The 26,608-nt window shown below is 61.6% G+C and carries 24 protein-coding genes and 1 tRNA gene; 15 read left to right on the plus strand and 10 right to left on the minus strand.

The window, feature by feature from the left end:
* The first annotated feature begins 14 nt into the window (after positions 1-14).
* From QCL65_RS11770 to nudC, 3 genes are all read left to right on the plus strand, one after another.
* Entirely contained in the window at positions 15-1,811 is a 1,797-nt protein-coding gene (locus QCL65_RS11770) for a glycoside hydrolase family 15 protein (protein WP_407316387.1), read from the plus strand.
* Between the two features lie 61 nt (positions 1,812-1,872).
* Positions 1,873-2,685 carry a crotonase/enoyl-CoA hydratase family protein gene (locus QCL65_RS11775; protein WP_407316388.1) on the plus strand — a complete coding sequence of 271 codons (813 nt, stop codon included), beginning with the start codon at positions 1,873-1,875 and terminating at the stop codon, positions 2,683-2,685.
* Positions 2,686-2,709: 24 nt separating this feature from the next.
* Complete coding sequence (gene nudC, locus QCL65_RS11780) at positions 2,710-3,558, plus strand: NAD(+) diphosphatase (RefSeq protein WP_407316389.1); 849 nt, start codon at positions 2,710-2,712, stop codon at positions 3,556-3,558.
* Here the strand turns inward: nudC and QCL65_RS11785 are convergent.
* A complete protein-coding gene (locus QCL65_RS11785; protein WP_407316390.1) occupies positions 3,508-4,287 on the minus strand; it encodes a TSUP family transporter in 780 nt (259 codons plus the stop codon). The genes nudC and QCL65_RS11785 overlap by 51 nt on opposite strands.
* A gap of 243 nt (positions 4,288-4,530) precedes the next feature.
* Here QCL65_RS11785 and QCL65_RS11790 point away from each other — a divergent pair, with 243 nt between their 5' ends.
* The 6 genes from QCL65_RS11790 to QCL65_RS11815 all read left to right on the plus strand — a co-directional run bounded on the left by QCL65_RS11790 (position 4,531) and on the right by QCL65_RS11815 (position 11,062).
* Positions 4,531-5,538: an NAD(P)H-quinone oxidoreductase gene (locus tag QCL65_RS11790; RefSeq protein ID WP_407316391.1), complete on the plus strand. Its 1,008-nt coding sequence runs from the start codon at positions 4,531-4,533 to the stop codon at positions 5,536-5,538.
* A gap of 216 nt (positions 5,539-5,754) precedes the next feature.
* The gene (locus QCL65_RS11795) at positions 5,755-6,921 is read left to right on the plus strand and encodes a sugar transporter (protein WP_407316392.1); all 1,167 of its coding nucleotides are present in this window, start codon (positions 5,755-5,757) and stop codon (positions 6,919-6,921) included.
* A 247-nt stretch (positions 6,922-7,168) separates the two neighbouring features.
* Positions 7,169-8,344 carry an L-rhamnonate dehydratase gene (locus QCL65_RS11800; protein WP_407316393.1) on the plus strand — a complete coding sequence of 392 codons (1,176 nt, stop codon included), beginning with the start codon at positions 7,169-7,171 and terminating at the stop codon, positions 8,342-8,344.
* Positions 8,345-8,374: 30 nt separating this feature from the next.
* On the plus strand, positions 8,375-9,370 hold the full coding sequence (gene araD1 / locus QCL65_RS11805) for an AraD1 family protein (protein ID WP_407316394.1): 996 nt from the start codon (positions 8,375-8,377) through the stop codon (positions 9,368-9,370).
* A gap of 111 nt (positions 9,371-9,481) precedes the next feature.
* Entirely contained in the window at positions 9,482-10,456 is a 975-nt protein-coding gene (gene hemB, locus QCL65_RS11810) for a porphobilinogen synthase (RefSeq protein ID WP_407316395.1), read from the plus strand.
* A 129-nt stretch (positions 10,457-10,585) separates the two neighbouring features.
* Positions 10,586-11,062, plus strand: coding sequence for a hypothetical protein (locus QCL65_RS11815; protein WP_407316814.1), 477 nt, complete (start codon positions 10,586-10,588; stop codon positions 11,060-11,062).
* Between the two features lies 1 nt (position 11,063).
* Here the strand turns inward: QCL65_RS11815 and mapR are convergent, their stop codons facing one another.
* The 7 genes from mapR to QCL65_RS11850 all read right to left on the minus strand — a co-directional run bounded on the left by mapR (position 11,064) and on the right by QCL65_RS11850 (position 19,686).
* Positions 11,064-12,470: a GntR family transcriptional regulator MpaR gene (gene mapR, locus QCL65_RS11820; RefSeq protein WP_407316396.1), complete on the minus strand. Its 1,407-nt coding sequence runs from the start codon at positions 12,468-12,470 to the stop codon at positions 11,064-11,066.
* Between the two features lie 94 nt (positions 12,471-12,564).
* The gene (locus QCL65_RS11825; protein ID WP_407316397.1) at positions 12,565-14,142 is read right to left on the minus strand and encodes an ABC transporter ATP-binding protein; all 1,578 of its coding nucleotides are present in this window, start codon (positions 14,140-14,142) and stop codon (positions 12,565-12,567) included.
* A gap of 7 nt (positions 14,143-14,149) precedes the next feature.
* Positions 14,150-15,172, minus strand: coding sequence for an ABC transporter permease (locus tag QCL65_RS11830; RefSeq protein WP_407316398.1), 1,023 nt, complete (start codon positions 15,170-15,172; stop codon positions 14,150-14,152).
* Complete coding sequence (locus QCL65_RS11835) at positions 15,172-16,230, minus strand: microcin C ABC transporter permease YejB (protein WP_407316399.1); 1,059 nt, start codon at positions 16,228-16,230, stop codon at positions 15,172-15,174. Before QCL65_RS11835 ends, QCL65_RS11830 begins: the two co-directional genes overlap by 1 nt.
* Positions 16,230-18,080, minus strand: a complete 1,851-nt coding sequence (locus tag QCL65_RS11840) for an extracellular solute-binding protein (RefSeq protein ID WP_407316400.1) — start codon at positions 18,078-18,080, stop codon at positions 16,230-16,232. The genes QCL65_RS11835 and QCL65_RS11840 overlap by 1 nt, the downstream gene beginning before the upstream one ends.
* A gap of 156 nt (positions 18,081-18,236) precedes the next feature.
* Positions 18,237-18,518, minus strand: a complete 282-nt coding sequence (locus tag QCL65_RS11845) for a peptidylprolyl isomerase (RefSeq protein ID WP_407316401.1) — start codon at positions 18,516-18,518, stop codon at positions 18,237-18,239.
* A 70-nt stretch (positions 18,519-18,588) separates the two neighbouring features.
* The gene (locus QCL65_RS11850) at positions 18,589-19,686 is read right to left on the minus strand and encodes a 3-deoxy-7-phosphoheptulonate synthase (protein WP_407316402.1); all 1,098 of its coding nucleotides are present in this window, start codon (positions 19,684-19,686) and stop codon (positions 18,589-18,591) included.
* A 532-nt stretch (positions 19,687-20,218) separates the two neighbouring features.
* Here QCL65_RS11850 and QCL65_RS11855 point away from each other — a divergent pair.
* Entirely contained in the window at positions 20,219-20,653 is a 435-nt protein-coding gene (locus QCL65_RS11855) for a GNAT family N-acetyltransferase (protein WP_407316403.1), read from the plus strand.
* Here QCL65_RS11855 and QCL65_RS11860 read toward each other — a convergent pair.
* Entirely contained in the window at positions 20,644-20,865 is a 222-nt protein-coding gene (locus QCL65_RS11860) for a DNA-binding protein (protein ID WP_407316404.1), read from the minus strand. The genes QCL65_RS11855 and QCL65_RS11860 overlap by 10 nt on opposite strands.
* 82 nt (positions 20,866-20,947) lie before the next feature.
* On the opposite strand from QCL65_RS11860, the gene QCL65_RS11865 reads away from it, so the two are divergent.
* The 5 genes from QCL65_RS11865 (at position 20,948) to QCL65_RS11885 (ending at position 24,641) form a co-directional block, all read left to right on the plus strand.
* The gene (locus QCL65_RS11865) at positions 20,948-21,325 is read left to right on the plus strand and encodes a helix-turn-helix domain-containing protein (RefSeq protein ID WP_407316405.1); all 378 of its coding nucleotides are present in this window, start codon (positions 20,948-20,950) and stop codon (positions 21,323-21,325) included.
* A gap of 109 nt (positions 21,326-21,434) precedes the next feature.
* Positions 21,435-22,079, plus strand: a complete 645-nt coding sequence (gene uvrY / locus QCL65_RS11870) for a UvrY/SirA/GacA family response regulator transcription factor (protein ID WP_407316406.1) — start codon at positions 21,435-21,437, stop codon at positions 22,077-22,079.
* 2 nt (positions 22,080-22,081) lie between these two features.
* The gene (gene uvrC / locus QCL65_RS11875) at positions 22,082-23,905 is read left to right on the plus strand and encodes an excinuclease ABC subunit UvrC (protein ID WP_407316407.1); all 1,824 of its coding nucleotides are present in this window, start codon (positions 22,082-22,084) and stop codon (positions 23,903-23,905) included.
* Between the two features lie 33 nt (positions 23,906-23,938).
* The gene (gene pgsA, locus QCL65_RS11880; RefSeq protein WP_407316408.1) at positions 23,939-24,499 is read left to right on the plus strand and encodes a CDP-diacylglycerol--glycerol-3-phosphate 3-phosphatidyltransferase; all 561 of its coding nucleotides are present in this window, start codon (positions 23,939-23,941) and stop codon (positions 24,497-24,499) included.
* 66 nt (positions 24,500-24,565) lie between these two features.
* A tRNA-Gly gene (locus QCL65_RS11885) sits at positions 24,566-24,641 on the plus strand.
* 196 nt (positions 24,642-24,837) lie between these two features.
* On the opposite strand, the gene QCL65_RS11890 is transcribed toward QCL65_RS11885, so the two are convergent.
* Positions 24,838-26,466 carry a methyl-accepting chemotaxis protein gene (locus QCL65_RS11890; protein WP_407316409.1) on the minus strand — a complete coding sequence of 543 codons (1,629 nt, stop codon included), beginning with the start codon at positions 26,464-26,466 and terminating at the stop codon, positions 24,838-24,840.
* Positions 26,467-26,608 lie beyond the last annotated feature (142 nt).

Here is a 26,608-nt window from a genome sequence, read left to right on the forward strand (position 1 = left end):
CTTACGGGGGCAGCATGGCGGCAATGATCGAAGACTACGCGCTGTTGGGCAACTGTCGCAGCGCCGCTCTGGTCGATAAGGGCGGCTCGCTGGACTGGTTATGTTTTCCTCGGTTCGATTCGCCGGCCTGTTTCGCGGCCTTGTTGGGCACGCCCGACAATGGCCGCTGGCGCATCGCCCCCAGCGGTAAGGTGGAGCAGACCTCGCGGGCCTACCGCGACGGTACCTTGATTCTAGAAACCACGTTTCATACGGCCACCGGCAGCGCTTGCCTGATCGACTGCATGCCCATGGCCGAGCACGACAGCGTGTTGCGCATCGTCCAGGGCCTCAGCGGCAGCGTTGAGTTCGAATTCGACCTGGCCATGCGTATGGACTACGGCAATAGCGTGCCGTGGGTGGAGCGGGTCGACCCGTTGACCCTGACCGCCGTGGCAGGCCCGGACCTGTTAGTGCTGCGCAGTACCGCGGCGCTGCATGGCCGCGACCAGCGCACGGCAGGCCGTTTCAGCGTGGCGGCCGGTGAGCGCCAGGTGTTTCGCTTGTCTTATCAGCTGTCGAGCCAACCCCTGGCGCCGGGTTTCGATGGCGACCAAGCCCTTGCCGCGACGCAGACCTGGTGGCGGGCTTTCTCGGACCGTTGCCCGGCAGTGGGCGCCTCCACCGAGTTGGTCAAACGCTCGCTGATCACCCTCAAGGCGATGACGTACCTGCCCAGCGGCGGCATTGTTGCGGCGGTGACCACATCGCTGCCTGAACAACTGGGCGGTCAGCGCAACTGGGACTACCGGTTTTGTTGGCTGCGTGACGCTACCATGACACTGCTGGCGTTCATGAAACTGGGCTATTTCGAGGAAGCCAGCGCTTGGCGTGAATGGCTGCTGCGTTCGGTGGCGGGTAACCCGGAACAGATGCAAATCATGTATGGGCTAGGCGGCGAACGGCGCTTGCCCGAATACCAACTGCCTTGGTTGCCGGGTTATGAGCAATCGGCGCCGGTGCGCATCGGCAATGCTGCGGCTAGCCAACTGCAGATAGACATCTACGGCGAGGTCGCCGACGCCCTCAGCCAGGGCATTCGCGGCGGCCTGCCGCGCCACCCGCGGGCCTCGGCGATCGCGCGGGTGATCATGCCGTTTCTGGAGCAAATCTGGCAGCGGCCGGATGAAGGCATCTGGGAAATTCGCGGCGAGCCGCAACATTTTACCCACTCTAAAGTCATGGCTTGGGTTGCGTTCGACCGTTCGGCGCGCCTGGCCGAGATGACCGAGCAGGGTGCCGCTGAGGCTAAGCACTATCGGGCGGTGGCCGAGCGCATTCACCAAGAGGTGTGCGAGAAGGCCGTGGACCCGGTGCGCGGTTGTTTTGTGCAGGCTTACGGCTCTAAACATCTGGACGCCAGCTTGTTGCAGATAGCCCTTACCGGTTTTCTCCCGCCGGATGACCCGCGGGTGCTCGCGACCGTCGAGCAGATCGAGAACACCCTAATGCGCGACGGCTTGCTGCTGCGCTATGACACCGAGAGCGGCACGGACGGCCTGGCTGCAGGCGAGGGGACCTTCCTGGTGTGCTCGTTCTGGCTGGCCGATGTTTATGTGCTGCTTGGCCGAGAGGACGCTGCGCGAGCGCTGTTCGAGCGCCTGAGCGGCTTATGCAATGACGTCGGCCTGCTGGCCGAACAATACGACCCCCAGGCGGCGCGGATGCTCGGCAATTTTCCGCAAGCGTTCAGCCATATCGGCATCATCAACACGGCGCTCAACCTCTATCACGCCGAGTGCCCAGCCCAGGCCCGGGCCCGCAAGGCCTGAGGGGCTGCGCTGTGCGCGGCGGCTTGCTAGAGTGTGGCGTCTACCCCAGCAGGAGCTTACCGTGCCCGACTATCAGGCGTTCAGTGTCGAGGTAACTGGCCATATCGCCCAGGTGTGCATCAACCGGCCCGACAAAGCCAATGCCATGAACAGCGCGTTTTGGCACGAAATCGTCGAGATTTTTCAGTGGATCGATGCCACCGACAGCGTTCGGGTAGTGGTGCTCAGCGGCGCCGGCAAGCACTTCAGCGCCGGGATCGATCTCTCCCTGCTGGCCTCGGTGGCCTCCGAGTTGGGTAAGGATGTTGGCCGCAATGCCCGCCTGCTGCGCGCCAAGATTCTCCAACTGCAAGCCTCGTTCAATGCCGTGGACCGTTGCCGCAAGCCAGTGTTGGCGGCCATTCAGGGCTATTGCATCGGCGGGGCCATCGACCTGGTTGCTGCGTGCGACATGCGCTACGCCGCCGCCGACGCTCAGTTTTCCATCAAGGAAGTGGACATGGGCATGGCGGCTGACGTGGGCACCTTGCAGCGCTTGCCGCGCATCATTGGCGACGGCATGCTGCGCGAGCTGGCCTATACCGGGCGCATGATCGACGCCCAGCAGGCTTGCGCGATCGGCTTGGTCAATCGAGTTTACGCCGGGCATGCCGCGCTGCTGGAAGGGGTCTTGGCCATTGCCCAGGAAATCGCTGATAAGTCGCCGATTGCCGTGGCAGGCACCAAAGAGATGATCCGCTATATGCGCGACCACCGGGTCGACGATGGGCTGGAATACATCGCCACCTGGAACGCCGCCATGTTGCAGTCCACCGACCTGCGCGTGGCCATGGCCGCCAGCATGACCAAGCAGCAAGCCTTGTTCGACGACTGACCTGACGCCACCGAGAATTTCACCATGCCGCAACGTTGGACCACTGCAATACTCGCCACTGAAACCGTCGGTGGCCTGGCCGTCGCGCGTTCGCCAGAAGGCTTTCTGCTCGGCAGCTCGGGCCCGCTGTTTTCCCGCCAGTGGTTGCACGGGCAGGGCCTGGCGGTATTGGCCGAGCACGGCATTGGCTATTTCGACGGCGAGCCGGTTTACCTGCTGGAGTTGCAGGCGGCTCGCGAGTTGCCTGGCTGCCATTGGCAAGGGCTGCGGGGCTTTATGCTGGAGGGCGAGTTCGAGGTCTATCGCATGCTCGGCTACGCCGCGCAGATCGGCACTTGGGCCCGTGAGCACCGTTTTTGCGGCAGCTGCGGCGCGGCCATGGAACAGGTGGCGGGGGAGCGGGCGATGCACTGCACGGCCTGCAACCTGCGCAGTTACCCGCGCATTTCCCCGAGCATGATCGTGCTAGTGACCCGTGGCGACGAGATTCTCCTGGCGCGCTCGCCGCGCTTTGTCAGCGGCGTCTACAGCACCCTGGCAGGCTTCGCGGAGCCCGGCGAGTCGGCCGAAGATTGCCTGCGCCGCGAGGTCTATGAAGAGGTGCAGCTCAAGGTCAAGAACATCCAATACGTGGGCAGCCAGTGTTGGCCGTTCCCCCACTCGATGATGCTGGGTTTCCATGCCGAATACGCCAGTGGCGAGATCGTGCCCCAGCCCGACGAAATCGAGGACGCCCAGTGGTTTGCCGTGGATGCTTTACCGCCGCTGCCGGCCGGGCGTTCCATTGCCCGTTACCTGATCGACCTCTATGTGGCGCGCCGCTTAGGCCTGCCCGAACCAGTGTTGCCAGGCCAGGCGCACGGTGAGCCCTAGCACCACGGTAATGAACACCGGGCGAATAAACTTCGCCCCGCCGCCAATGGCGCTGCGGGCCCCGAAAAACGCGCCTGCCATGACTGCCAGGCCCATGCTCAGGCCGATCAGCCAATCAACCTGCCCGGAATAGATAAACACCGTTAACGCGGCGATGTTGCTGACAAAGTTCATGCTGCGCGCGACGCCGCTGGCCCTGACCAGGTCGAGCGGGTAGAGCAGCAGGCTACTGACCGTCCAAAACGCCCCGGTGCCCGGGCCCGCCACGCCATCGTAGAAGCCCAGGGTCAGGCCCTGGGGCAGTTGCCAGCGTTTGGCAATGGGCGCGTCGCTGTCCAGCGGGGCCTTGGGGGTGCCGCCGAACAGCAGGTACAAGCCGCAGCCGAAGACGATCACCGGAAGCATTTTATTCAGCCACTCGGCAGGCAGGTATTGGGCTACCGCAGCACCCAGCAGCGCCCCGGCCAGTGTGCCCCAGAGTGCCCGCTGCCATTGCTGCGGGCGGAATAGCTTGCGCCGGTAGAAGGCCAGGCTGGCGGTGGCCGAGCCAAAGGTCGAACTGAGTTTGTTGGTACCCAGCACCAGATGCGGCGGCAGCCCGGCGGTCAGCAAGGCGGGTGTAGTCAGCAGGCCACCGCCGCCGGCAATGGCGTCGATAAAACCGGCTATAAAGGCCACCGCCACAAGAATGGCCAGGGTGGTTAGGTCGACGCTCAGTTCCAAAGGCATAGTGGGCAAGGCTTAAGCAGGTTGGCGGGGCCAGTATTGTGCCTGAAAACCCCCGTCGCCAACCGTAGGAGGGGGCCTTGCCCCCGATCTTTCACCCCTGCAAACCTATATCTCCCAGACCCCCACGAACCGGACCGTCAGAAGGCCGTATGCAGCGACCCGGGTTTTGCTTCGGATTTTTTCCGGCACCTTTGCGCCATGGCGTGTTCAATTCCCTTAAGCCCATAGAGCGGAACCTTCGTGATGTCCAGCCAGACCCTGCCGCACAGCATGACCTATATCGAAATCGCCCAGCCTGGCGGCCCTGAGGTGCTTAAACCGGCCCAGGCAGCGTTACCGAACCTGGAAGCCGGCGAACTGCTGATCAAGGTTCACGCCGCAGGCATCAACCGCCCTGACCTGTTGCAGCGTGCAGGCCAATACCCAATGCAGCCGGGCATGAACCCTATCCCCGGCCTGGAAGTGGCCGGCGAAGTGGTTGCCCTGGGGCCCAACGCCCAAGGCTTCAAATTGGGCGATAAAGTCTGTGCGCTGACCAATGGCGGCGGTTACGCGCAGTACTGTGCAGTGCCCGCCAGTCAGACCCTGATGGTTCCGGCCGACATGGATATGCTCAGCGCCGCAGCGATCCCCGAAACCTTTTTTACCGTGTGGGCCAACCTGTTCAACCTGGGCCAGCCGGTCAAGGGCGACAGCGTGTTGATCCACGGCGGCACCAGTGGCATCGGCACCACCGCCCTGATGCTCAGCCAGGCGTTCAATATGAAAGCCTATGCCACCGCAGGCAGCGCAGCGAAGTGCGAGCGTATCCGTGAGCTGGGGGGTATCCCGATCAACTACCACGAAGAAGACTTCGCTGAGGCGATCGAACGGCATACTCAAGGCCAGGGCGTGCAGGTGATTCTGGACATCATGGGTGGGCCCTATTTCGAACGTAACGTCGCCGCCCTGGCACGCGGCGGGCGCTTGGTCATCATAGGCTTCCTCGGTTCCGCCAAGGTCAAGGAGTTCAATTTGTTGTCTATCCTGGCGAAGCGGGCGCTGGTGACCGGTTCGATGCTGCGCTCGCGCACGCTTGAGGAAAAAGCCGAGATCGCCCAAGCCCTGCACAGCCACGTGTGGCCACTCTTGGCCCAGGGCCGCTGCCTACCGATCATCGACCAGGTGTTTGACCTGGCCGATGCGGCCCAGGCCCATCGGCGCATGGAGGAGGGTGGACACGTCGGTAAGATCGTTCTCAAAGTGGTGTGAACTAGGGGGCGGTTGTGATCGCCCCGCCTGACCTCGTAGAATTGCACGCTACAGTCCGTATTTCCCCCATCCAGAATAAGACGCCAATGGCCGCCACCCCCTCCGATCATCCAGGCCGGGGGCTGGCTGCTCGTTGGCGTTTTTGCCATGGGCCCTTGTACCGAGCGTTTCCAGCGTCAGCGCAGAAACGCTCCTTGAGTGTTAAATGACCTATTTATGAGTGAGTCCCCCATTGAGCAGCGCGGCAACTGGCTTGCCGTGGTTGCCCTGGCGCTAGCCGCATTTATTTTCAATACCACTGAATTCGTCCCGGTGGGGCTGTTGAGTGCCATTGGCGGCAGCTTCGACATGACCCCGGCCCAAGTGGGGCCCATGTTGACCGTCTATGCCTGGGTGGTGTCGTTGACGTCGCTGCCCATCATGTTGCTGACCCGTAACGTCGAACGCCGGCTGTTGTTGTTCGTGGTGTTCGGCGTGTTTATCGTCAGCCACGTGTTGTCGGCCATGGCTTGGAGTTTCACCGTACTGCTGATCAGCCGTATCGGTATTGCCTTCTCCCATGCGTTGTTCTGGTCGATCACCGCTTCCCTGGCGGTACGCATGGCGCCGGTGGGCAAGCACGTACAGGCGCTTGGGCTGCTCGCCACCGGCACGTCGCTGGCCATGGTGCTGGGCATTCCCCTGGGGCGCATCGTAGGTGAAGCCCTGGGCTGGCGTACCACGTTTGTCGGTATTGCCGTGCTCGCCGGTGGCGTGGTGTTGTGGTTGGCTAAATCGCTGCCGCTGTTGCCCAGCCAGAATTCAGGTTCGTTGCGCAGCTTACCGGTGCTGTTCAAGCGCCCTGCACTGGTGTCGTTGTTCTGCCTGACGGCGCTAGTAGTGACGGCGCACTTCACCGCCTACAGCTACATCGAGCCGTTCGCCGCCCATGCCGGCATGAGCGGCGACATGACCACAGTGCTGTTGCTGCTGTTCGGTGGCGCGGGGGTGGTGGGCTCAGTGGTGTTCAGCAAGTTCAGTGACCGCTATCCCAAGGGCTTCTTGACGTCCGCGATCGGCGGCCTGGCGGTCTGCCTGCTGCTGTTCTTGCCGATGGCCTTGAGTGTGCCTTCTCTGGGCACGCTGTGCGTGGTGTGGGGGATCATGATCATGTGCTTTGGTTTAGTCATGCAGGCCAAAGTGCTGGCGCTCGCACCGGACGCCACGGACGTGGCAATGGCCCTGCACTCAGGCATCTACAACATTGGTATCGGCGGCGGTGCGTTGCTCGGCAGCGTGGTTAGCGGCAGCCTGGGCGTGGCCCATGTCGGCTTCGTCGGCGGTGCTTTGGCGGCGTTGGGGTTGGCGATTTGCGTGGTGACCACACGGCGGTTCGGTAGCTGACCGGGAGCCGCAGTTGTGGCTAGAAGATCGGGGGCAAGCCCCCTCCTACGATCAGTCCCGATCGTAGGAGGGGGCTTGCCCCCGATCTTTTCCCCCGTCATACACCGATTTTGCAATTACCCAAGGTTATCGATGAATGCCCATAAGTGATTAGCAGGGTATCGCCCAGCTCGCTAGAGTCTGCCCATCGCGCTGACCGGCCCAATGGCCGGGGGCTCGTCCATACATCGCCCTGGGAATTGTTCGCATGAAAATAAAAACGATCCGAACTCGCGTATTTGAATGGAAAGGCAAGGTGGTGCCGCCCCAGGCCCACTTCTGCACCAACGCCAGCGACATTCTGTTCGAGCGAGGCGATGCCATGGGCTCGTTTCGCTTCCACGGTTGGCTGGTAGTGGAAGTCGAGACCGACACCGGCCTGGTGGGCATCGGCAATTGCGCGTTGGCTCCCAGGGTGGCCAAACAGATCATCGATACCTACCTGGCTCCCATCGCATTGGGGGAAGACCCCTTCGACAACGAATACATCTGGCAAAAAATGTACCGCCAGAGCCACGCCTGGGGCCGCAAAGGCATCGGTATGGCCGCCATCTCGGCCATCGATATCGCCATATGGGACATCATGGGCAAAGCGGTAAACAAGCCGGTGTTCAAGCTGCTCGGCGGGCGTACCAAGGAGAAAATCTGGACCTACGCCTCCAAGCTCTACGCCAACGATAACCTCGACCTGTTCCTCGCCGAGGCCCAGGGCTATCTTGATCAAGGCTTCACCGCCCTGAAAATGCGTTTCGGCTATGGCCCGAAAGACGGCCCGGCGGGTATGCGCCGCAACATCGAACAAGTGCGCGCGCTGCGCGAGCTGGCCGGGCCGGACGTCGACATCATGCTGGAATGCTATATGGGCTGGACCCTCGAATACGCCCGGCGCATGCTGCCCAAGCTGGCCGAGTTCGAGCCGCGCTGGCTGGAAGAACCGGTGATTGCCGACGACATCGAAGGCTATGTCGAGTTGAAGAAGATGGGCATCATGCCAATCTCCGGCGGCGAGCACGAGTTCACCGCCTATGGTTTCAAAGACCTGCTGGAGCGCCGTGCGATCGACGTAATCCAGTACGACACCAACCGCGTCGGTGGTATTACCGCGGCGCGCAAGATCAATGCCCTGGCCGAGGCGTGGTCGGTGCCAGTGATTCCCCATGCCGGGCAGATGCACAACTACCACCTGACCCTGTCCACCACAGCCTCGCCGATGTCCGAGTTTTTCCCCGTGTTCGACGTGGAAGTGGGCAACGAGCTGTTCTACTACGTGTTCAAGGGTGAACCGGCGCCGGTCGATGGGTTTATCCAGCTCGATGACCATCTGCCAGGCCTGGGCCTGGAGATCAACGAAGCGTACCTCGGTGAATTCAACATCATCGAATGACCATACGTTTGCGCCGAGGAGTCACCTTTGATGCGTTTGATCCAATTTCTCAGCAGTGACGGCCTGCGCCAGGTCGGTCGCGTCGACAGGGCCAGCCTGGAGCTGGTCAAGGCCACCCACAGCACCCGTGAGTTGGCCTTGGCCGCGATTCGCGCTGGCCACAGCCTGGCGGCGGAGGTGGCCTTGCGCGGCACCGAGCCAGGCCCCGACTACACCCATTTACTCGACAGCGGCCAGGTGTTGGCGCCGCTGGACCACCCCGACCCGGCGCACTGCCTGGTCAGTGGCACCGGGCTTACCCACCTGGGCAGCGCCGCCACCCGGGACAGCATGCACCAGCAGGCCGAGCAGGCGCCGAGCGCGATGACCGACACCCTGCGCATGTTCACCCTGGGCCTGCAGGGTGGTAAGCCTGCGCCCGGCCAAGTGGGAGCGCAGCCGGAATGGTTCTACAAGGGCGACGGCAGCAGCGTCGTGCGCCCCGGCCAGGCTTTGCCCGCCCCGACATTTGCCGAGGACGCCGGGGAAGAGCCCGAGCTCACCGGGCTCTACGTGATTGGCGACGACGGCACGCCCTACCGCCTAGGCTTTGCCCTGGGTAACGAGTTTTCCGACCACGTCACCGAGCGGCGCAACTACCTGTACCTGGCCCATTCCAAACTGCGTTTTTGTGCGTACGGCCCGGAGCTGCGGACCGGCCCGTTGCCTGAGCACCTGCAAGGCACCAGCCGGATCTGGCGCGGCAGCGAACTGCTGTGGGAAAAAGCCTTTCTCAGCGGTGAGGCCAACATGTGCCACAGCATCGAGAACCTGGAGTACCACCATTTCAAATACGCTCAGTTCCTGCGCCCTGGCGATGTGCATATTCACTACTTTGGTACCGCCACTCTGTCGTTCGCCGACGGCGTGCAAACCCGCCCGGGTGACCGCTTTGAAATCAGCCTGGACGATTTTGGCGCACCCTTGAGCAATTCGGTGGGCAGCGGCCCCACGCCGTTGGCGCCTGGCGCGGTGCGGGCGCTGTAGGCGGGCAGGACTCTTGCGATTCGCGCAATGCTCTTTTATTGAATAGGGGTTTGGCAAAGCCTCAGCAGAGGCATACCCTGGCGGGCTTTTCCATTGTCTTTTGGAGTGCCCATGCCTAGTCAGTTTCCTGCCGTCCGCCCCCGTCGCCTAAGGCGCAACGACAGCTTGCGCCAGCTGTTTCAGGAAACCGAGTTCAACCTGGGCGACCTGGTACTGCCGATTTTCGTCGAGGAGGGCATCGACGACTTCATTCCCATCACCAGCATGCCTGGGGTGCGGCGCATTCCTGAATCGAAGCTGGCGGGTGAAATCGAGCGTTACGCGCGCGCGGGCATCAAGTCGGTGATGACCTTCGGGGTGTCTCACCACCTGGATGCCGACGGCAGCGACACCTGGAACGACAACGGGCTGATCTCGCGCATGGTCGGTATCTGCAAAGACGCGGTGCCCGAGATGGTGGTGATGTCCGACACCTGTTTCTGCGAGTACACCGCCCATGGCCACTGCGGTGTGCTGCATGATGGCGTGGTGGACAACGATGCCACGCTGTTGAACCTCGGCCGCCAGGCGGTGGTGGCAGCCCGTGCGGGGGCAGACTTCATCGCGCCATCGGCAGCCATGGACGGCCAAGTCCAAGCCATTCGCCAAGCGCTGGACGCCGCAGGCTTTTTCGACACCTCGATCATGGCCTATTCCACCAAGTTCGCCTCGGCGCTGTACGGGCCGTTTCGCGAAGCTGGCGGCAGTGCGTTGAAGGGCGACCGCAAGAGCTACCAGATGAACCCGATGAACCGCCTGGAAGCGGTGCGTGAATCGCTGCTCGACGAACAGGAAGGTGCCGACGCCCTGATGGTCAAACCGGCGGGCGCTTACCTGGACATCATTCGCGACATCCGCGAGGCATCGCGCCTGCCCCTGACCGCGTATCAGGTCAGTGGCGAATACGCGATGATCAAATTCGGCGCGCAAGCCGGGGCTATCGATGAGGCCCGGGTCGTGCGCGAGAGCCTGGGCGCGATCAAGCGCGCTGGCGCCGATCTGATCTTTACCTACTTCGCCATGGACCTCGCCCGCGACGGCATCTGAGGACAAGCTGAACTGCTGAGCGGGAGGAGGCTCCAATGGGCCTATCTTCCCGCCAAGAGAAACCCCGTGGCCTCCATCATTACCTCCGACAGCCACCTGCCGGACCCCGCCAGCAGCACCGATACGCACATGTTCGGTACGCCCAAGGACCGTCTGGATTTCTATCGCCGTGAGATCCAGTACGAAACCAGCATGCTGTCCAATCGCACCAACGCTTACCTATCGGCGCAGTCTTTTCTGGTGATCGCCTTTGCCTCGTCCATGGGTAACCTCAACCCAGAGTGGGGCAAGCTGTTCACTCTAGTGGTGCCGGCCTTGATGGCGGCCCTCGGGCTGGTGAGTTCGCTGCATGCCTGGCCGGGCATTCGTGCGTCCTATGTGATCATCGATCACTGGCATTTCAAGCAGAACCAGTTGCTCAGCGCCGAACCGGCCATGGGCGCAGCGTACGACGATTCACCGCTGTTCTCCGAGCGGGATTCGAGTGCAGTGGCCTACCGCAAATCCCTGATGTTTTCTTTGCGCAGCCCATGGCTGTTCAGCCTGTTCTGGGTGGTTCTGGCGTTCTACTGCCTGTACGTGCAGTTCGATAACCCGATGACCTGAGTCAAAAGGTACCGATCAGTTCGCCCAGGGTCGCCATGGCCTGTTCACTGCGGGCCGACCAGGGGCTGCCGTAGTTCAAGCGGATACAGGATTTGAAGCGCCGTGTGGCGGAGAAAATCGGCCCGGGGGCAATGCTCACGCCTTTGGCCAGGGCCAGGTGGAACAGCTGCAGCGAATCGACTCGCTCGGGTAGCTCGACCCAGAGAAAATAACCACCGCCCGGTTGGCTGACCCGGCTTTCCCGGGGAAAGTAGCGAGCGATGGCGGCGAGCATCTGCCGCTGCTGGGCTTCCAGGGCCAGGCGCAGTTTGCGCAAATGGCGATCATAGCCGCCGTGTTGCAGGTAATCGGCAATTGCCGCCTGGGCGGGCATCGATGCGCAAATGGTGGTCATCAACTTGAGCCGCTCGACCTTCTGCGCAAAGCGCCCAGCCGCCACCCAGCCGATCCGGTAGCCCGGCGCCAGGCTCTTGGCGAACGAACCACAGTGCAGCACCAGCCCCTCGCGGTCGAAAGCCTTGGCCGGTTTGGGCGCCTGCTGGCCGAAATACAGCTCGGCATACACATCGTCTTCGATCAGCGGCACTTGGTGCCTGGCCAGCAGCTCGACCAATTGCGCTTTGCGCGCCTCGGGCACGCTGGCCCCAATGGGGTTGTGAAAGTTGGTCATCGACCAGCAGGCTTTGACCGGCAAGCGCTCCAGGGTTTGCTCGAGCACTTCAAGGTCGATGCCATCGCGCGGGTGCACGGGAATTTCCACGGCCTTGAGCTTGAGCCGCTCCAACACTTGCAGGCAGGCATAAAAGGCGGGTGCCTCGATGGCTACCAAGTCGCCGGGTTCGGTGACGGCTTGCAGGCATAGGTTGAGTGCCTCCAGGGCGCCGTTGGTGATCAGCAACTCCTCCATGGGCAGCGCCAGCCCGGCCACTCGATAACGCAACGCGATTTGCCCGCGCAGGTTCGGGTTGCCGGGGGAGAGGTCGGTGACGGTCAGGTCTGGGTGCATGTCGCGGTTGGCGCTGGCCAGGGAGCGGGCCAGGCGCGGCAGGGGAAACAGCCGTGGGCTGGGGAAGGCCGAGCCGAAGGGGACCATGTGCGGGTCTTTCATCGAGTCGAGGATGGAAAACACCAGTTCGCTGACGTCCACCGCCGTGGATTCGCTGTGCGCGGGCTGCACCATCGGCGGCTCAAAGGCATGGGCCAGCGCGTTGACGAAGTAACCCGAGCGCGGCATGGCATGGATCAGGCCGCGTCGCTCCAGCAGGTAGTAAGCCTGAAACACGGTCGAGGGGCTGACACCGTGGGCTTGGCTGGCGTAGCGCACCGACGGCACCCGGGCGCCCGGGCCAAGCACGCCGGTGCGAATCAGCTCGGCGATGTGTTCGGCAAACTTTTCGTAGCGTTTCATCGGGCTCCAGAAGGCGCGGGGCAAAACCGCAGTATCACCGCTCGCTACTTTTCAGTACAGCGGCAGCCGAGCGGCATAAAACCGGTGCAGGCGGTCAGAGAATCGCCGCCGCCTTGAGCAGTTCGCAGGTGTAGGGGTGCTGTGGCTGGTCAAACAACTGCTGGCTGGGGCCGCGCTCCACCACTTGGCCGTCTTTGACCACGATCACATCGTGGGCCAGGGCGCGCACCACGGCCAGGTCGTGGCTGATGAACAGGTAGGTCAGGCCATGGCGTTCCTGCAATTGGCGCAGGAGGGTCACCACCTGCTTCTGCACGGTACGGTCCAGGGCCGACGTTGGCTCGTCGAGCAGGATCAGCGCCGGCTTGAGCACCAAGGCCCGGGCGATGGCAATGCGTTGGCGCTGACCGCCAGAAAACTCGTGGGGGTAGCGGTGTCGGCTGGCAGGGTCCAGGCCTACCTCCCGCAGCGCCTCGATCACCCGCTGCTCGCGCTCGGCAGCGCCAGCTTCACTGTGCACCTGCAAGCCTTCCTCGATAATCTGCGCCACCGAGAGGCGGGGGCTGAGGCTGCCGAAGGGGTCCTGGAAGACCACTTGCATGCGTTTGCGCCAGGGCCGCATCTGCCGGTTGTCCAGGCCGTCCAGGCGCGCGCCCTCGAAGGTGATGCTGCCCTCGGCGTCCAGCAGGCGCAAAATGGCCTGGCCGAGGGTGGATTTGCCCGAGCCCGACTCACCGACGATGCCCAGGGTTTTACCGCGCTGGACGCCCAGGCTGATGCCATCCACCGCTTTAATAAAGTGCCGTGGCCCGCGCAACAGGCCGCCGTCCAGGGGGTACCAGACCTTGAGGTCGCGTACCGTCAGCACTTCTTCGCGGTCTTCGCGGCACACCGCGCGGCCACCCGGTTCGGCATCTAGCAGCATGCGGCTGTAGGGGTGTTGGGGATTGCAGAATAGCGCCTCACAATCTGCCTGCTCGACGATCTCCCCAGCGCGCATCACGCACACGCGCTGGGCGATGCGGCGCACCAGGTTGAGGTCATGGCTGATGAGCAACAGCGACATACCCAGGCGCTGCTGCAGCGAACGCAGGAGCTCGAGAATGCGCCGTTGCACGGTGACGTCCAGGGCCGTGGTGGGCTCGTCGGCGATCAGCAGGTCGGGTTCGCACGCCAAGGCCATGGCGATCATCACCCGTTGCCGCTGGCCGCCGGAAAGCTGGTGCGGGTAGGCTTTGAGCCGCGCCTGGGGGTTTTGTAGGCCCACCAGTTCCAGCAGTTCGACGATCCGCGCTTGCGCCGCTTTGCCGCTCAGGCCTTTGTGCACCAGCAGGGTTTCGCCCAGCTGCTTGTGCACCGTGTGCAATGGGTTGAGCGAGGTCATGGGCTCTTGGAAGATCATGGCAATGCGATTGCCGCGCACCTCGCGCAGGGTTTTGCCGTCGGCGCCCAGCAGCTCCCGGCCCCGGTAACGAATGCTGCCACGGCTTGTGCAGCCGCTCTGGGGCAGCAGTTGCAAAATGGAGTGGGCGGTGACCGATTTGCCCGAGCCAGATTCGCCCACCAGTGCCAGGCATTCGCCCTGACCGATGTGCAGCGACACGTCGCGCACCGCCAACTGCCCGTTGAACGCCACATCGAGGTGGCGGATGTCGATCAGGTTGTCTTGCATAGGAGCCTCAGGCACGGGGGTCGAACGCATCGCGCAGGGCCTCGCCCATAAACACCAGCAGCGAGAGAATCACTGCCAGGGTGAAAAACGCCGTCAGGCCTAGCCAGGGCGCTTGCAGGTTCTGTTTGCCCTGGGCGATCAATTCACCCAGGGACGCACTGCCTGCAGGCATGCCGAAACCGAGAAAATCCAGGGCGGTAAGGGTCGAAATGGCGCCGGTGAGGATAAACGGCAGAAAACTCAAGGTGGCGTTCATGGCATTGGGCAGGATGTGCCGCACGATGATCCGGCGGTCGCTCAAGCCCAGCGCGCGAGCCGCCTTGACGTACTCCAGGTTGCGCCCGCGCAGGAACTCGGCACGTACCACGTCGACCAGGGCCAACCAGGAAAACAACGCCATGATGCCCAACAACCACCAGAAATTCGGCTCGACGAAGCCGGACAGAATGATCAGCAGGTACAGCACCGGCAGGCCCGACCAGACTTCTTGCAGGCGCTGGCCGAGCAAATCGACCCAACCGCCGTGGTAGCCCTGCAGCGCCCCGGCGGCAATGCCGATCAGCGAGCTGATGGCCGTTAGGGCCAAGGCAAATAAGATCGAGACCCGGGCACCGAAGATCACCCGGGCCAAGACGTCGCGGGACTGATCGTCGGTGCCCAGCCAGTTCACCGCCGAGGGCGGGCTGGGGGCTGGCTGGTCGAGGTCGTAATTGGGCGTGTCGGCGCTGAATGGGATCGGCGGGAATAGCATCCACCCGCCTTTGGCGGCGATCAGTTGGCGCACGTAGTCGCTGCGGTAGTCGGCCTGGAAGGGCAGTTGCCCGCCGAATTCCTGCTCCGTATGCCGTTTGAACACCGGCCAGTAGTAGGCGCCGTCGTATTTGAGCAACAAAGGTTTGTCGTTGGCGATCAGCTCGCCGCCCAGGCTCATGACAAACAGTGCCAGGAACAGCCATAACGACCACCAGCCACGGCGATTGGCTTTGAAGCGGTCCAAGCGCCGACGCGCCAAAGGGGACAGAGCCAGCATCAGGCGTTCCTCGCGGCGAAGTCGATACGCGGGTCGACCAGGGTGTAGCACAGGTCACCTACCAGTTTGATCAGCAGGCCGAACAGCGTGAAGATAAACAGCGAGCCAAACACCACCGGGTAGTCCCGCGCCACGGCCGCCTCGTAGCTCATGCGGCCCAGGCCGTCGAGGGAGAAAATCACTTCGATCAGCAGTGAGCCTGCGAAAAACACGCTGATCAGCGCCTGGGGCAGGCCGGCCACGATCAACAGCATGGCGTTGCGAAAGACGTGGCCATACAGCACGCGCTTTTCGGTGAGCCCCTTGGCCCGTGCGGTCACCACGTATTGCCGCGTGATTTCATTGAGAAAGGCGTTTTTCGTGAGAATCGTCAACGTGGCAAAGCCGCCGATCACCAGGGAGGTTACCGGCAGGGCCAGGTGCCAGAAATAGTCGGCGATTTTCCCCAGCAGGCTCAATTCGGCGAAATTGTCCGAGACCAGCCCGCGCACGGGGAACCAGTTCAATGAGGTGCCTCCGGCAAACAGCACGATCAGGAACATCGCAAATAGGAACGCCGGCATGGCATAACCGATGACGATAGCCGTACTGCTCCACATATCGAACGCGCTGCCATGGCGTACCGCCTTGCGAATGCCCAAGGGGATGGACACCAAATACGTGATCAAGGTGGCCCAAAAACCAAGGGAAAGGGTCGCGGGCAGTTTGTCGAGTATCAGGTCGGTGACCTTGGCTCCCTTGAAGAAGCTGTTGCCGAAATCCAACGTTGCGTAGTTTTTCAGCATCAACCACAGGCGCTCGGGGGCGGATTTGTCGAAGCCGTACTGACGTTCGATGTCTTGGATCAACTTAGGGTCCAGGCCTCGGCTGGCCCGCGAGTTGCCTTGCAGCGCTTCACTACCGCCGCCGACATTACCGCCGCCGACCCCCTGCAGGCGGGCGATGGCTTGCTCCACCGGGCCACCGGGCGCGGCTTGCACAATGACAAAGTTGACCAGCAGGATCACCAGCAGAGTCGGGACGATCAGCGCCAGGCGCCGCAGCACATAGGCCAACATCAGTGACTCGCCCCCTGGTTTTGCAAGGCTTTCATCTGGGCATTGGACAGCGCCGTGGGGCTGGCTTGCCACCAGGTTTCCAGGGCCTCATCGTTACTCGCCGGGGTGGCGGGAATGCCGAAACGGTTCCACCACACCGTGGAAATGCCGGGCGGGTAGTAGTTGGGCACCCAGTAGTAATTCCACTGCAGTACCCGGTCCAGGGCGTGAGCGTGGCGTTGCATGTCGGGCAGGTTGTCCGCCTTGACCAAGCCGCTGATCAATTGGTCCACTGCCGGGTTTTGCAAAGCCATGTAGTTGTTCGAACCCGGGTCGAGGGCGGCGCCAGAGCCGAAATAGTTGTACAGCTCCAGGCCTGGCGATGGTGATACCGGGTAGCCGGTGATGATCATGTCGTAGTCCCGGGCCATCACCCGGTTGATGTACTGCGAGGCATCGATGCGACGAATTTCCATGCGGATGCCGATCTGCGCCAGGTTGCGCTTCCACGGCAGCAGCAGGCGGTCGACCCCGGACTGGGCGTTAAGGAAGGTGAAATCTAGGGTCTCACCGGCTTCATTCACTAGACGGTCGTCCTTGGCGCGCCAGCCGGCTGCTTCAAGCAGGGCCAGGGCCTGTAGCTGTTGGTTGCGAATCAAGCCTGAGCCATCGGTCTTCGGCGCGCTGAATACTTGGGTGAACACCTCGTCTGGTATTTGCCCGCGCAGGGGTTCAAGGATCGCCCGTTCGGCGGCGTCGGGCAGTGCCCGAGCGGCCAGTTCGCTGTTGCTGAAATAGCTCTGCTGGCGCACGTAGAAGTTGCGCATCATGCGCCGGTTGCTCCACTCGAAATCCCACAGCAGGGCAATGGCCTGGCGCACGCGGCGGTCCTGGAACACCGGCCGTTGCAAATTGAAAACGAAGCCCTGGGCCGACTGCAAGCTCTGGGGAGCCAACTGCGCCCTTTGCAGCCGGCCTTCGTCCAGCGCCGGGCTGTTGTAGCCGATGCTATAGCCGGTGGCGCTGAATTCCCGGTTGAAATCAAAACCGCCGCCGCGCAGGACCTGGCGAGCGACCTCGGTGTCACCGAAATACTCCACGCTGAACTGGTCGAAGTTGTACATGCCTCGGCTGACGGGCAAGTCTTTACCCCACCAGTCGGGGTTGCGTTCGAACGTGACGCTGCGCCCGTTGTCGATTTTGCCCAGGCGGTACGGGCCGCTCCCCAGCGGTGCCTCGAAACCGCCGCCATTGGCGAAGTCGCGGGTTTTCCACCAGTGTTGCGGCAGCACGGGCAGGCTGGCCAGGTCGAGGGGCAGGGTACGGCTTTCATTGCTCTTGAAGTCAAAGCGGACCTGGTGGGGTGACTCCACTTCGACGCCGCTGACGTCGGCGAACAAGGTGCGAAAGCGTAGGCTGCCTTCGCTCATAAATAATCGGTAGGTGTAGGCGACGTCCTCGGCAGTGATCGGCAAACCGTCGGCAAAGCGCGCCTTGGGGTTCAAGTTGAACCGCAGCCAGCGGCCGTCTTCGCCGCGCTCCATGGTCTGGGCCACTAGCCCATACACGGTATAGGGTTCATCCAGCGAGCGTACTGCCAGCGGGGAGTACAGCAGGCCGTCGATCTGGGTGATGCCCGAGCCTTTGTCTATGTAGGGCAGGATATGGTCGTACTGGCCTATTTCCAGGGCCGAGCGGCGCAGGCTACCGCCTTTGGGCGCATCCGGGTTGACGTAGTCGAAATGCTTGAAGCCGGCCGGGTACTTAGGGGCTTCGCCGTAGACCGTAAGAAAGTGTTGGGGCGCCGCGAAGGCGGTAGGCAAGCTCAGCAACAGGGCTGCAAAAAATACACTATGAAGTACCGCGCGCATTGGCTGCCTTATCTGACCCTGGGGGCGGAAGGTGGAGAGCATGATGGAGCAAAAGCCAGGCAAATAAAACTTCGCAAACCAAACGACCCGCCGGAGCGGGTCGTCAGTGCCAGTGGGGTAAGCCACTGGCTGGCACAACAGTGCTAAAACTGGGCATTAGTCCTGGCGGCTGGTGACTTCCAGCAGGTGGTAGCCGAACTGGGTTTTCACCGGGCCTTGCACAGTGTTGACCGGCGCACTGAATACCACGCTGTCGAACTCTTTGACCATTTGGCCTGGGCCGAAGGAACCGAGATCGCCGCCCTGGCGGCTCGAAGGGCAGGTGGAGTTCTGCTTGGCAATTTCAGCGAAGTCAGCGCCGCCTTCGATTTGTGCTTTCAGTTCGTTGCACTTCTCTTCGCTGGATACCAGGATGTGACGGGCAGTGGCTTTGGCCATTATGTAAATCTCCATACATTAAAGTCATCAGGCTACCGGATTCAGGCGAGCTTTTCGCGCAAAAGTTCAATCACACTGGTGAGTGGATTTTTCCCCGCAGTGCAGCAGCGCTGTCGCGCAACAGTCGCTCGGTGGCCTCCCAGCCCAGGCAGCCGTCGGTGACCGACACGCCGTAGCGAAGGTCCGGGCCCAAGGTTTGTTTGCCAGAGAACAGGTGGCTTTCCAGCATCAAGGCAACCAGTGAACGGTCCCCAGCCAGGCGCTGACGCAGCACCTCGGCCATCACCGCAGGTTGGCGCAACGGGTCTTTGCCGCTGTTGGCGTGGCTGCAGTCCACCATGAGGCGCGGCGATGCGTTCGCCTGGGCCAGGGCGTCGCGGACCCGAGCCACGCTCTGCTGGTCGTAGTTTGGCCCGCCATGACCGCCGCGCAGCACCAGATGGGTATGCCGGTTGCCCGCTGTTTCGATCAACGCCGGGTGTCCCAGGGGGTCTAGCCCGAAGTGACGATGCGGGTGGGCGGCGCTGGCCATGGCGTCGCAGGCCACGCCCACGCCACCGTCGGTGCCGTTTTTGAAACCGATCGCGAAGTCCAGGCCGCTGGCCATTTCGCGGTGGATCTGCGATTCAGTGGTGCGCGCGCCAATCGCCGCCCAACTGAGCAGGTCATCGAAGTAGCCGCTGGCCAGCGGTTGCAGCAGTTCGCTGGCCAGCGGCAGGCCCAGTTGCAGCAGGTCCAGCATCAATTGCCGGGACAGTTCCAGCCCTGCCCGTAGATCGTCACTGCCATCGAGCCCGGGGTCGTAGGCCAGGCCTTTCCAGCCAATGGTGGTGCGCGGTTTTTCCACGTAGGCGCGCATGACCAAGAGCATCTGGCCTTGCAGCTCACGGCCCAACTCGGCCAAACGTTCGCCGTATTCCAGCGCCGATTCGCGCTCGTGCAGTGAGCACGGGCCGACCACTATTAACAGACGCGGGTCGTCGCCTGCCAAAATGGCGCGCACCGCCTCGCGCTGGGCCTCGACCTGGCGTGCCAGGGAGGGCGCCAGGGGGCGCTGCTGTTTGAGTTCGAAACTGCTGGGCAAGCGCCGGCTTACAGGGCTGTTTGCAGCAGGCGGCAGGATTTGGCTGGTGCAAGGGTTGGGCAGGGCGTGGGTAGCGGTTTTCATAACGGTTCCTTGGGGCTGGCGCGGCGTCGTGGCCGCAGGGCAGCCCTATCGAGGTGTTCGACAGTCGCCCTTCAGGGCATTGGCAGTGGGCATCGAGTGCAGGCGGGTAAATCGCCAAGCGAGATAGCGGGTGTAGTTGCGGTAATAAAAGCTCTGGGTCATGTCGAAAGTCTCGTGCAGGTGGGTGAAATGCAGCGCTAAAAAAACAAAACCCCCGGTCGGGAGGCCGACCGGGGGTTGAGAAAATCTCTGTCAGGCGACCCCTATTCAGTGGGCGCCAGTTTGGGTATTAGGCGCGCCAGTGGCTAAACCAATACCCATAATAAAATTCCATCGGCGCACAAGCAGGCGCAACTGCAGGCGCAACTGCAGCCTGGCGCAAAGCGCTGGCGGTGCAGGTGACGGGGTTGCAAGTGGCGTGTGACATTAGCTGTCTCCGATGTGAGTTTCGAGGTTACTTCAGCCTGAGCAGGGCATTCAAGGAAAATTTTCGTATGCTGAGTGTCTATTCAGCGTTCTAGCCGAGCCATTTATGGACCTGTACCTAAGCCCCGCCAGCGCCAGCGACCTGAAGTTCGCCCGCGACCTCACCCGGCGTGGCATGCTGGCGTACTACACAAGGTTCGACCTGCTCTGGCAGGAGACAGCCTTCGACCTGGCCTGGCAGGGCCGCGAGAACCTGATCGTCCAGGTCGCCGGCGAGCGCCTGGGTTACCTCAGCCTCAGCCGCGACCTGCGCGCCTTGTATATCCGCGAACTGCATTTGCTCGAAGCTGCCCGTGGGCAAGGCCTTGGCAGTGCGGTGCTGCATGAGGTGCAGGCGCGGGCCAGGTCGGAGCATTTTGCCCGGGTGCGCCTGACCGTATTCAAGACCAACCCCGCACGCCACCTTTACCAGCGCCACGGCTTCGTCGAGGTGGGGGAGGAGGCCTGCTTCTGGCGCATGGAACAGGCGATTCAGCGTTGAAGGCTGTCCAGCTCACAGGCGTCGACCCCCAGCTTCATGCCCAGCAGCACGGCAATTCGGTGGGCTTCGCCGCGCTTGCCTTTCTTGCGCCCTGAAAGCAACTGATAGGTGGTGGCAGGGTCCACCCCATGTTCCCTGGCGAATTGCTGTACCGATTTTCCTTGTTGGTCGAGCCAAGCCTTAGCTTGTGCCGCAGTCCGTATAGCGGGCATAGTTCAAATCCGTTTATTTTTGTTGAATTGGAAGGTGCGTAAGCACTGTTATGAGTGTTTCAGTAATGGATTATACATTCAAATGAGTGGAATTGGACCGCGGCTGCGTGAAGAGCGGGAGCAACTATCGCTGACGCAAAAAGAATTCGGCGCCCTCGGCGGCGTGGCCGCCAATGCTCAGGGCAAGTACGAAAGCGGCGAAAGAACCCCTAAAGCCGACTATTTAGCCGCCGTTGCCTGCCATGGCGTTGATGTTCGCTACGTCTTGACCGGCGAGCGCACGCCCATCGCAGGCGCGGGTTTGAGTCCTGAAGAGGAAAAAGTCCTATTTGACTATCGGACACTTCCTACAGCCGGCCAAGCAGCTCTAAAGCAAATGGCCTGCACCCTGGCCGAGATATCCGGCACCTATTCGGCCAACCCGCCCGTCCGGACGCGCCCCGGTACACGCAAGTCCTAGAGCCTTTGAGGACTGAGAGTGGTACAGATTTGTCACACAGTTGAGGTGGTGCAGCGGTTTGTTTGATAAGGTAGCTAACATTCAATTGCCGCTAAGACGAGGTGTCTGCTTGATTAGGGTGCTAGTGGTCGATGATCACGATCTGGTGCGCACAGGCATCACGCGGATGCTCGCCGACATCGACGGCTTGCAAGTGATCGCGCAGGCTGAATCCGGCGAGGAAGCCCTGATGAAGGCCCGCGAGTTGAAGCCCGACGTGGTCTTGATGGACGTCAAGATGCCGGGTATCGGTGGCCTCGAGGCTACGCGCAAACTGCTGCGTAGCCAGCCGGAGATCAAAGTGGTTGCCGTCACCGTGTGCGAGGAAGACCCATTTCCCACCCGCCTGCTCCAGGCCGGCGCCGCCGGCTACCTGACCAAAGGCGCGGCGCTCGATGAAATGGTCCAGGCGATCCGCCTGGTCTTCGCTGGCCAGCGCTATATCAGCCCGCAAATCGCCCAGCAATTGGCGCTCAAATCGTTCCAACCCACCACCTCGCAGTCGCCGTTCGACCTGCTATCCGAGCGCGAAATCCAGATCGCCTTAATGATCGTTGGCTGCCAGAAAGTGCAGATCATCTCCGATAAACTCTGCCTGTCGCCTAAAACCGTGAATACCTACCGTTACCGTATCTTCGAAAAACTGTCGATCGCCAGTGATGTCGAGCTCACCCTCCTGGCCGTTCGCCATGGCATGGTCGACGCCAGTCTTTGAGCATGACCAGCCCCTTTGACCCCAGTGCCTTTCTCTCGACCTGCAGCGGCCGCCCCGGTGTCTACCGGATGTTTGACTGCGACGCGCGGCTGCTTTATGTCGGCAAGGCGAAAAACCTGAAAAAACGCCTGGCCAGCTACTTCCGCAAAACCGGGCTGGCCCCCAAAACGGCCGCATTGGTCGGGCGCATCGCCCAGGTCGAGACCACCATTACGTCCAACGAGACCGAGGCGCTGCTGCTTGAGCAGACCTTGATCAAAGAATCGCGGCCGCCCTACAACATTCTGCTACGCGATGATAAGTCTTACCCTTATGTGTTTCTCTCCGACGGGCCTTTCCCACGGTTGAGCATTCACCGGGGCGCGAAAAAAGCCAAAGGCCGTTATTTCGGCCCGTACCCCAGTGCTGGGGCCATTCGCGAAAGCCTGAGCCTGCTGCAGAAGACCTTTTTCGTTCGTCAATGCGAAGACAGCTACTACAAGAACCGCACCCGCCCGTGCTTGCAGCACCAGATCAAACGCTGCAAAGCGCCCTGCGTTGGGCTGGTGGAGCCGGCTGAGTACGCTGAAGACGTACGTCATTCGGTGATGTTCCTCGAAGGGCGCAGCAATCAACTCAGTGATGAGCTTTCCAGCAGCATGGAGCAGGCCGCCATGAGCCTGGATTTCGAGAGCGCTGCCCAACTGCGCGACCAGGTGGCGTTGCTGCGCCGGGTGCAGGACCAGCAAAGCATGGAAGGCGGCAGTGGCGACGTCGATGTGCTGGCGGCCTTTACCAACCCAGGCGGCGCCTGCGTGCACTTGATCAGCGTGCGCGGCGGGCGGGTGTTGGGCAGCAAAAACTTCTTTCCCCAAGTGGGTATCGAAGAGGAGGTCGGCGAAGTGATGTCGGCTTTTTTGGCCCAGTATTACTTGAGTAGCGGCGAGCGCGACTTGCCCAGCGAGCTGATCGTCAACGTGCTGCCGGAAGACTACCCGGCCTTGCTTGAAGCCATCGAAACCCTGCGCGGCCGCGAACTGAGCATCAGCCACCGGGTACGCGGTACCCGTTCGCGCTGGCAGCAACTGGCGGTCACCAATGCCGAGCAGGCCCTCGGCGCACGTCTAGCCAATCGCCAACACGTCGCTGCGCGCTTCGAAGCCCTTGCCGAGGTGCTCAACCTTGATGAGCCACCGCAGCGGCTTGAATGCTATGACATCAGCCACTCCAGCGGCGAGGCCACCGTGGCCTCGTGCGTGGTATTTGGGCCGGAAGGGCCGATCAAGTCCGATTATCGCCGCTACAATATCGAAGGCGTCACCGCCGGTGACGACTACGCCGCCATGCATCAGGCCCTCACCCGACGCTTCAGCAAGATCAAAGACGGCGAAGGCAAGCTGCCGGACGTGCTATTGGTGGATGGCGGTAAAGGGCAGCTGAATATGGCCCGCGACGTGCTCAACGAACTGGCCGTGCCGGACCTCATATTACTCGGCGTGGCCAAGGGTACTACCCGTAAGGCGGGCTTCGAAACACTGTACTTGAACGACGTAGCCCATGAGTTCACCCTCAAGGGCGATTCACCGGCGCTGCATTTGATCCAGCAGATCCGTGACGAGGCGCACCGTTTTGCGATTACCGGGCACCGCGCCCGCCGCGGCAAAACACGGCGCACCTCGACCCTGGAAGGGGTGGCGGGGGTGGGCCCGACCCGCCGCCGCGACCTGCTCAAGCACTTTGGTGGTTTGCAAGAATTGTCCCGGGCCAGCGTCGATGAGATCGCCAAGGCACCCGGAATCAGCAAAAAGCTCGCGGAGTCGATTTATGCGAACCTACACAGCGAGTAGAATGCCCCACTCACCTAGTAGCCAGTTGTGCCGATGAATATCCCTAATCTGATTACCGTACTGCGCGTTCTACTGATCCCGATCTTCATTGTGCTGTTCTATATGCCCTACCAGTGGAGCTTCATGGCCACCAGTTCGGTGTTCGCCTTCGCCGCCGCCACCGACTGGCTGGACGGTTACCTGGCGCGGCGGCTGGAGCAGAGCACGCCATTTGGCGCCTTCCTCGACCCCGTTGCCGACAAGCTGATGGTCGCCGTGGCGCTGGTGCTGTTGGTGCAGGAACACGGCAATGTATGGCTGACGCTGCCGGCAGCGGTGATCATCGGCCGCGAAATCGTGGTCTCGGCCCTGCGCGAATGGATGGCCGAAATCGGCGCCCGCGCCCATGTTGCAGTGTCCAACCTGGGCAAATGGAAAACCGCCGCACAAATGCTCGCTTTGGTAATCCTCCTGGCCAACCCGCCCACCCTGACATTTTGGGTGTTCACCGGCTACGGCCTGCTGTTGGTTGCCGCCGGCCTGACCCTGTGGTCCATGATGAACTACCTACGCGCCGCCTGGCCGCACCTGCGCTACACCGTTGAGAAGAAATAAAACTTTTTTGAATCAAGGGCTTGACTGCCGTTTAAGAACCGTTAAAATGGCGCCCATCGACACCCTGCGGGAATAGCTCAGTTGGTAGAGCACGACCTTGCCAAGGTCGGGGTCGCGAGTTCGAGTCTCGTTTCCCGCTCCAAATATCGCGTTTCATGTTTCCTGGCGAAGTGTGAAACGAATCAAAAAAAGGACCTTCGGGTCCTTTTTTTGTTGTTGAAATTTTTGTTGTGCTCAGTGGCTCCAGGATCAAAAGATCGGGGCCAAGGCCCCTCCTACGTTGCGACACACCAAATATCCGTAGGAGGGGGCTTGCCCCCGATCTTTTGCCCCCCCCATCACAGCCTGAACCGCCCCACAATCTCGTTCATCTCGACAGCCAGCCGCGATAACTCTTGGCTCGAATGCTCGGTCCTCGCCGCGCCCTCGCCGGAACGCGCGGCCAAATGGCGAATGTTCAACAGGTTGCGGTCCACCTCGCGCGACACTTGTGCCTGTTCCTCGGTGGCGCTGGCGATAACCAGGTTGCGGTCATTGATCTCGGCAATGGCGGAAAAGATCTCTTCGAGCATGTGCTCGCTGGTCTGCGTGCTTTCCAGGGTTTGCTGGGCCCGCTCGCTATTCTTAGCAATGGACTGAACCGCCGTGTTGCTGCTGGTCTGCATGCGGCCCATCATTTCTTCGATCTCTAGGGTCGATTGCTGGGTGCGATAGGCCAGCGTGCGTACTTCGTCGGCTACCACTGCAAACCCGCGTCCTGATTCACCAGCACGGGCCGCCTCGATGGCGGCGTTGAGCGCCAGTAAGTTGGTTTGTTCAGATACCGACCGAATGACATCCAGGACCTTGCCGATATCCTGGGCTTGGCTCGCCAGGCGCTGGATGACTTCGCCGGTCAGTTGCACGTCGCTGTTCATCGAGCTTATTTCGGTGCGCACGCGTCGAACTTGTTCACGGCTCTCATTGGCCAGGCGATTGGAGGCCTGGGCTGCCTCCGACGTAGACACCGCATTGCGCGAGACTTCTTCGACCGCTGAGGTCATTTGCGTGACGGCAGTGACGGCCATTTCAAGTTCGGCGTGTTGTTGCTGCAAGTCCTGAGCACTTTCGTGGGTGATACCGTTGAGGTTCTGCGCCGCATCGGCCACCAGTGCGGCTGTTTTACTGAGCTGGGACAGGGTGTTGCGTTGGTTTTTTTGCATGTTGGCCAACGAGGCAAAGAGTTGACCTATCTCGTTGCGACTGGCGGCCGTTATCGGTTGGCTGAGGTCGCCGCGGGCCATTTCATCGAAACGCTCACCGGCTTGGCGTAAAGGCAACAGTACGCGGTTTGAAATGAACAGCCAGCATGTGATCGCCAGTAACAGCGTAAGGATCAGCAGGGCAGTGGTGGCGAGTTGAGCCTCTTCGATGCGCTGACGGGAATCCGCCATGGTCTGTGCTATGTGCGCGGTAATGAGCGCAGTAAAAGCATCACGCACCTGCCCATACCGTTGCCCCAGCGCTTTGGCGTTGTCATTCATCTTGGCATATTCGGCTAAATCGCCTAGCCGAGTGCTATTGATTTGTTGTTGTACCACCTTGGCGTATTCAGAGAACACTTGTTCGAGTTCGCGCCCGGCGGTGATCATTTGCGGGTCGGTCAGGGTGGGAATGATTTCGGTAATCAACTTTTTCGCATTGTTCAGGCGTTCTTCGGCGGCGGTGACGCCTTGATCGGCCGATTCGCTGCGGCCTGCCAGCCGATCGAGCAATGAGCTATGGCTGGTGGCACTGGCTCGCGTCACCCAAATGGCCGCATTGTTGAGCTTGTTCAGTTGTACCGCCGTCAGCAGGTTCAACTCTTGAATTTGTTGATCACTTGCGCGGGCCCCATAAAACCCGTTCAGGCAGGCCAATAATAGTGCGAGCACAAAGGCGCTCAATACACCGATCATGCCGGTGCGGACTTTCAAATGAGTCAACATTGCCTTGTGCTCCTAACCGCTGTCGTTATATTGCCGAAAAAAGTCGCTCGTATTGATCAAGACCGGCGAGCCTTGTGTGCCGCGTACGCCCAGGCCGCAAAGCGGGTTTGCGAACTTTGTTCGACGCTTGGTTACAGAGGCA

The organism is Pseudomonas sp. nanlin1, from assembly GCF_045571515.1.
GTDB lineage: Bacteria > Pseudomonadota > Gammaproteobacteria > Pseudomonadales > Pseudomonadaceae > Aquipseudomonas.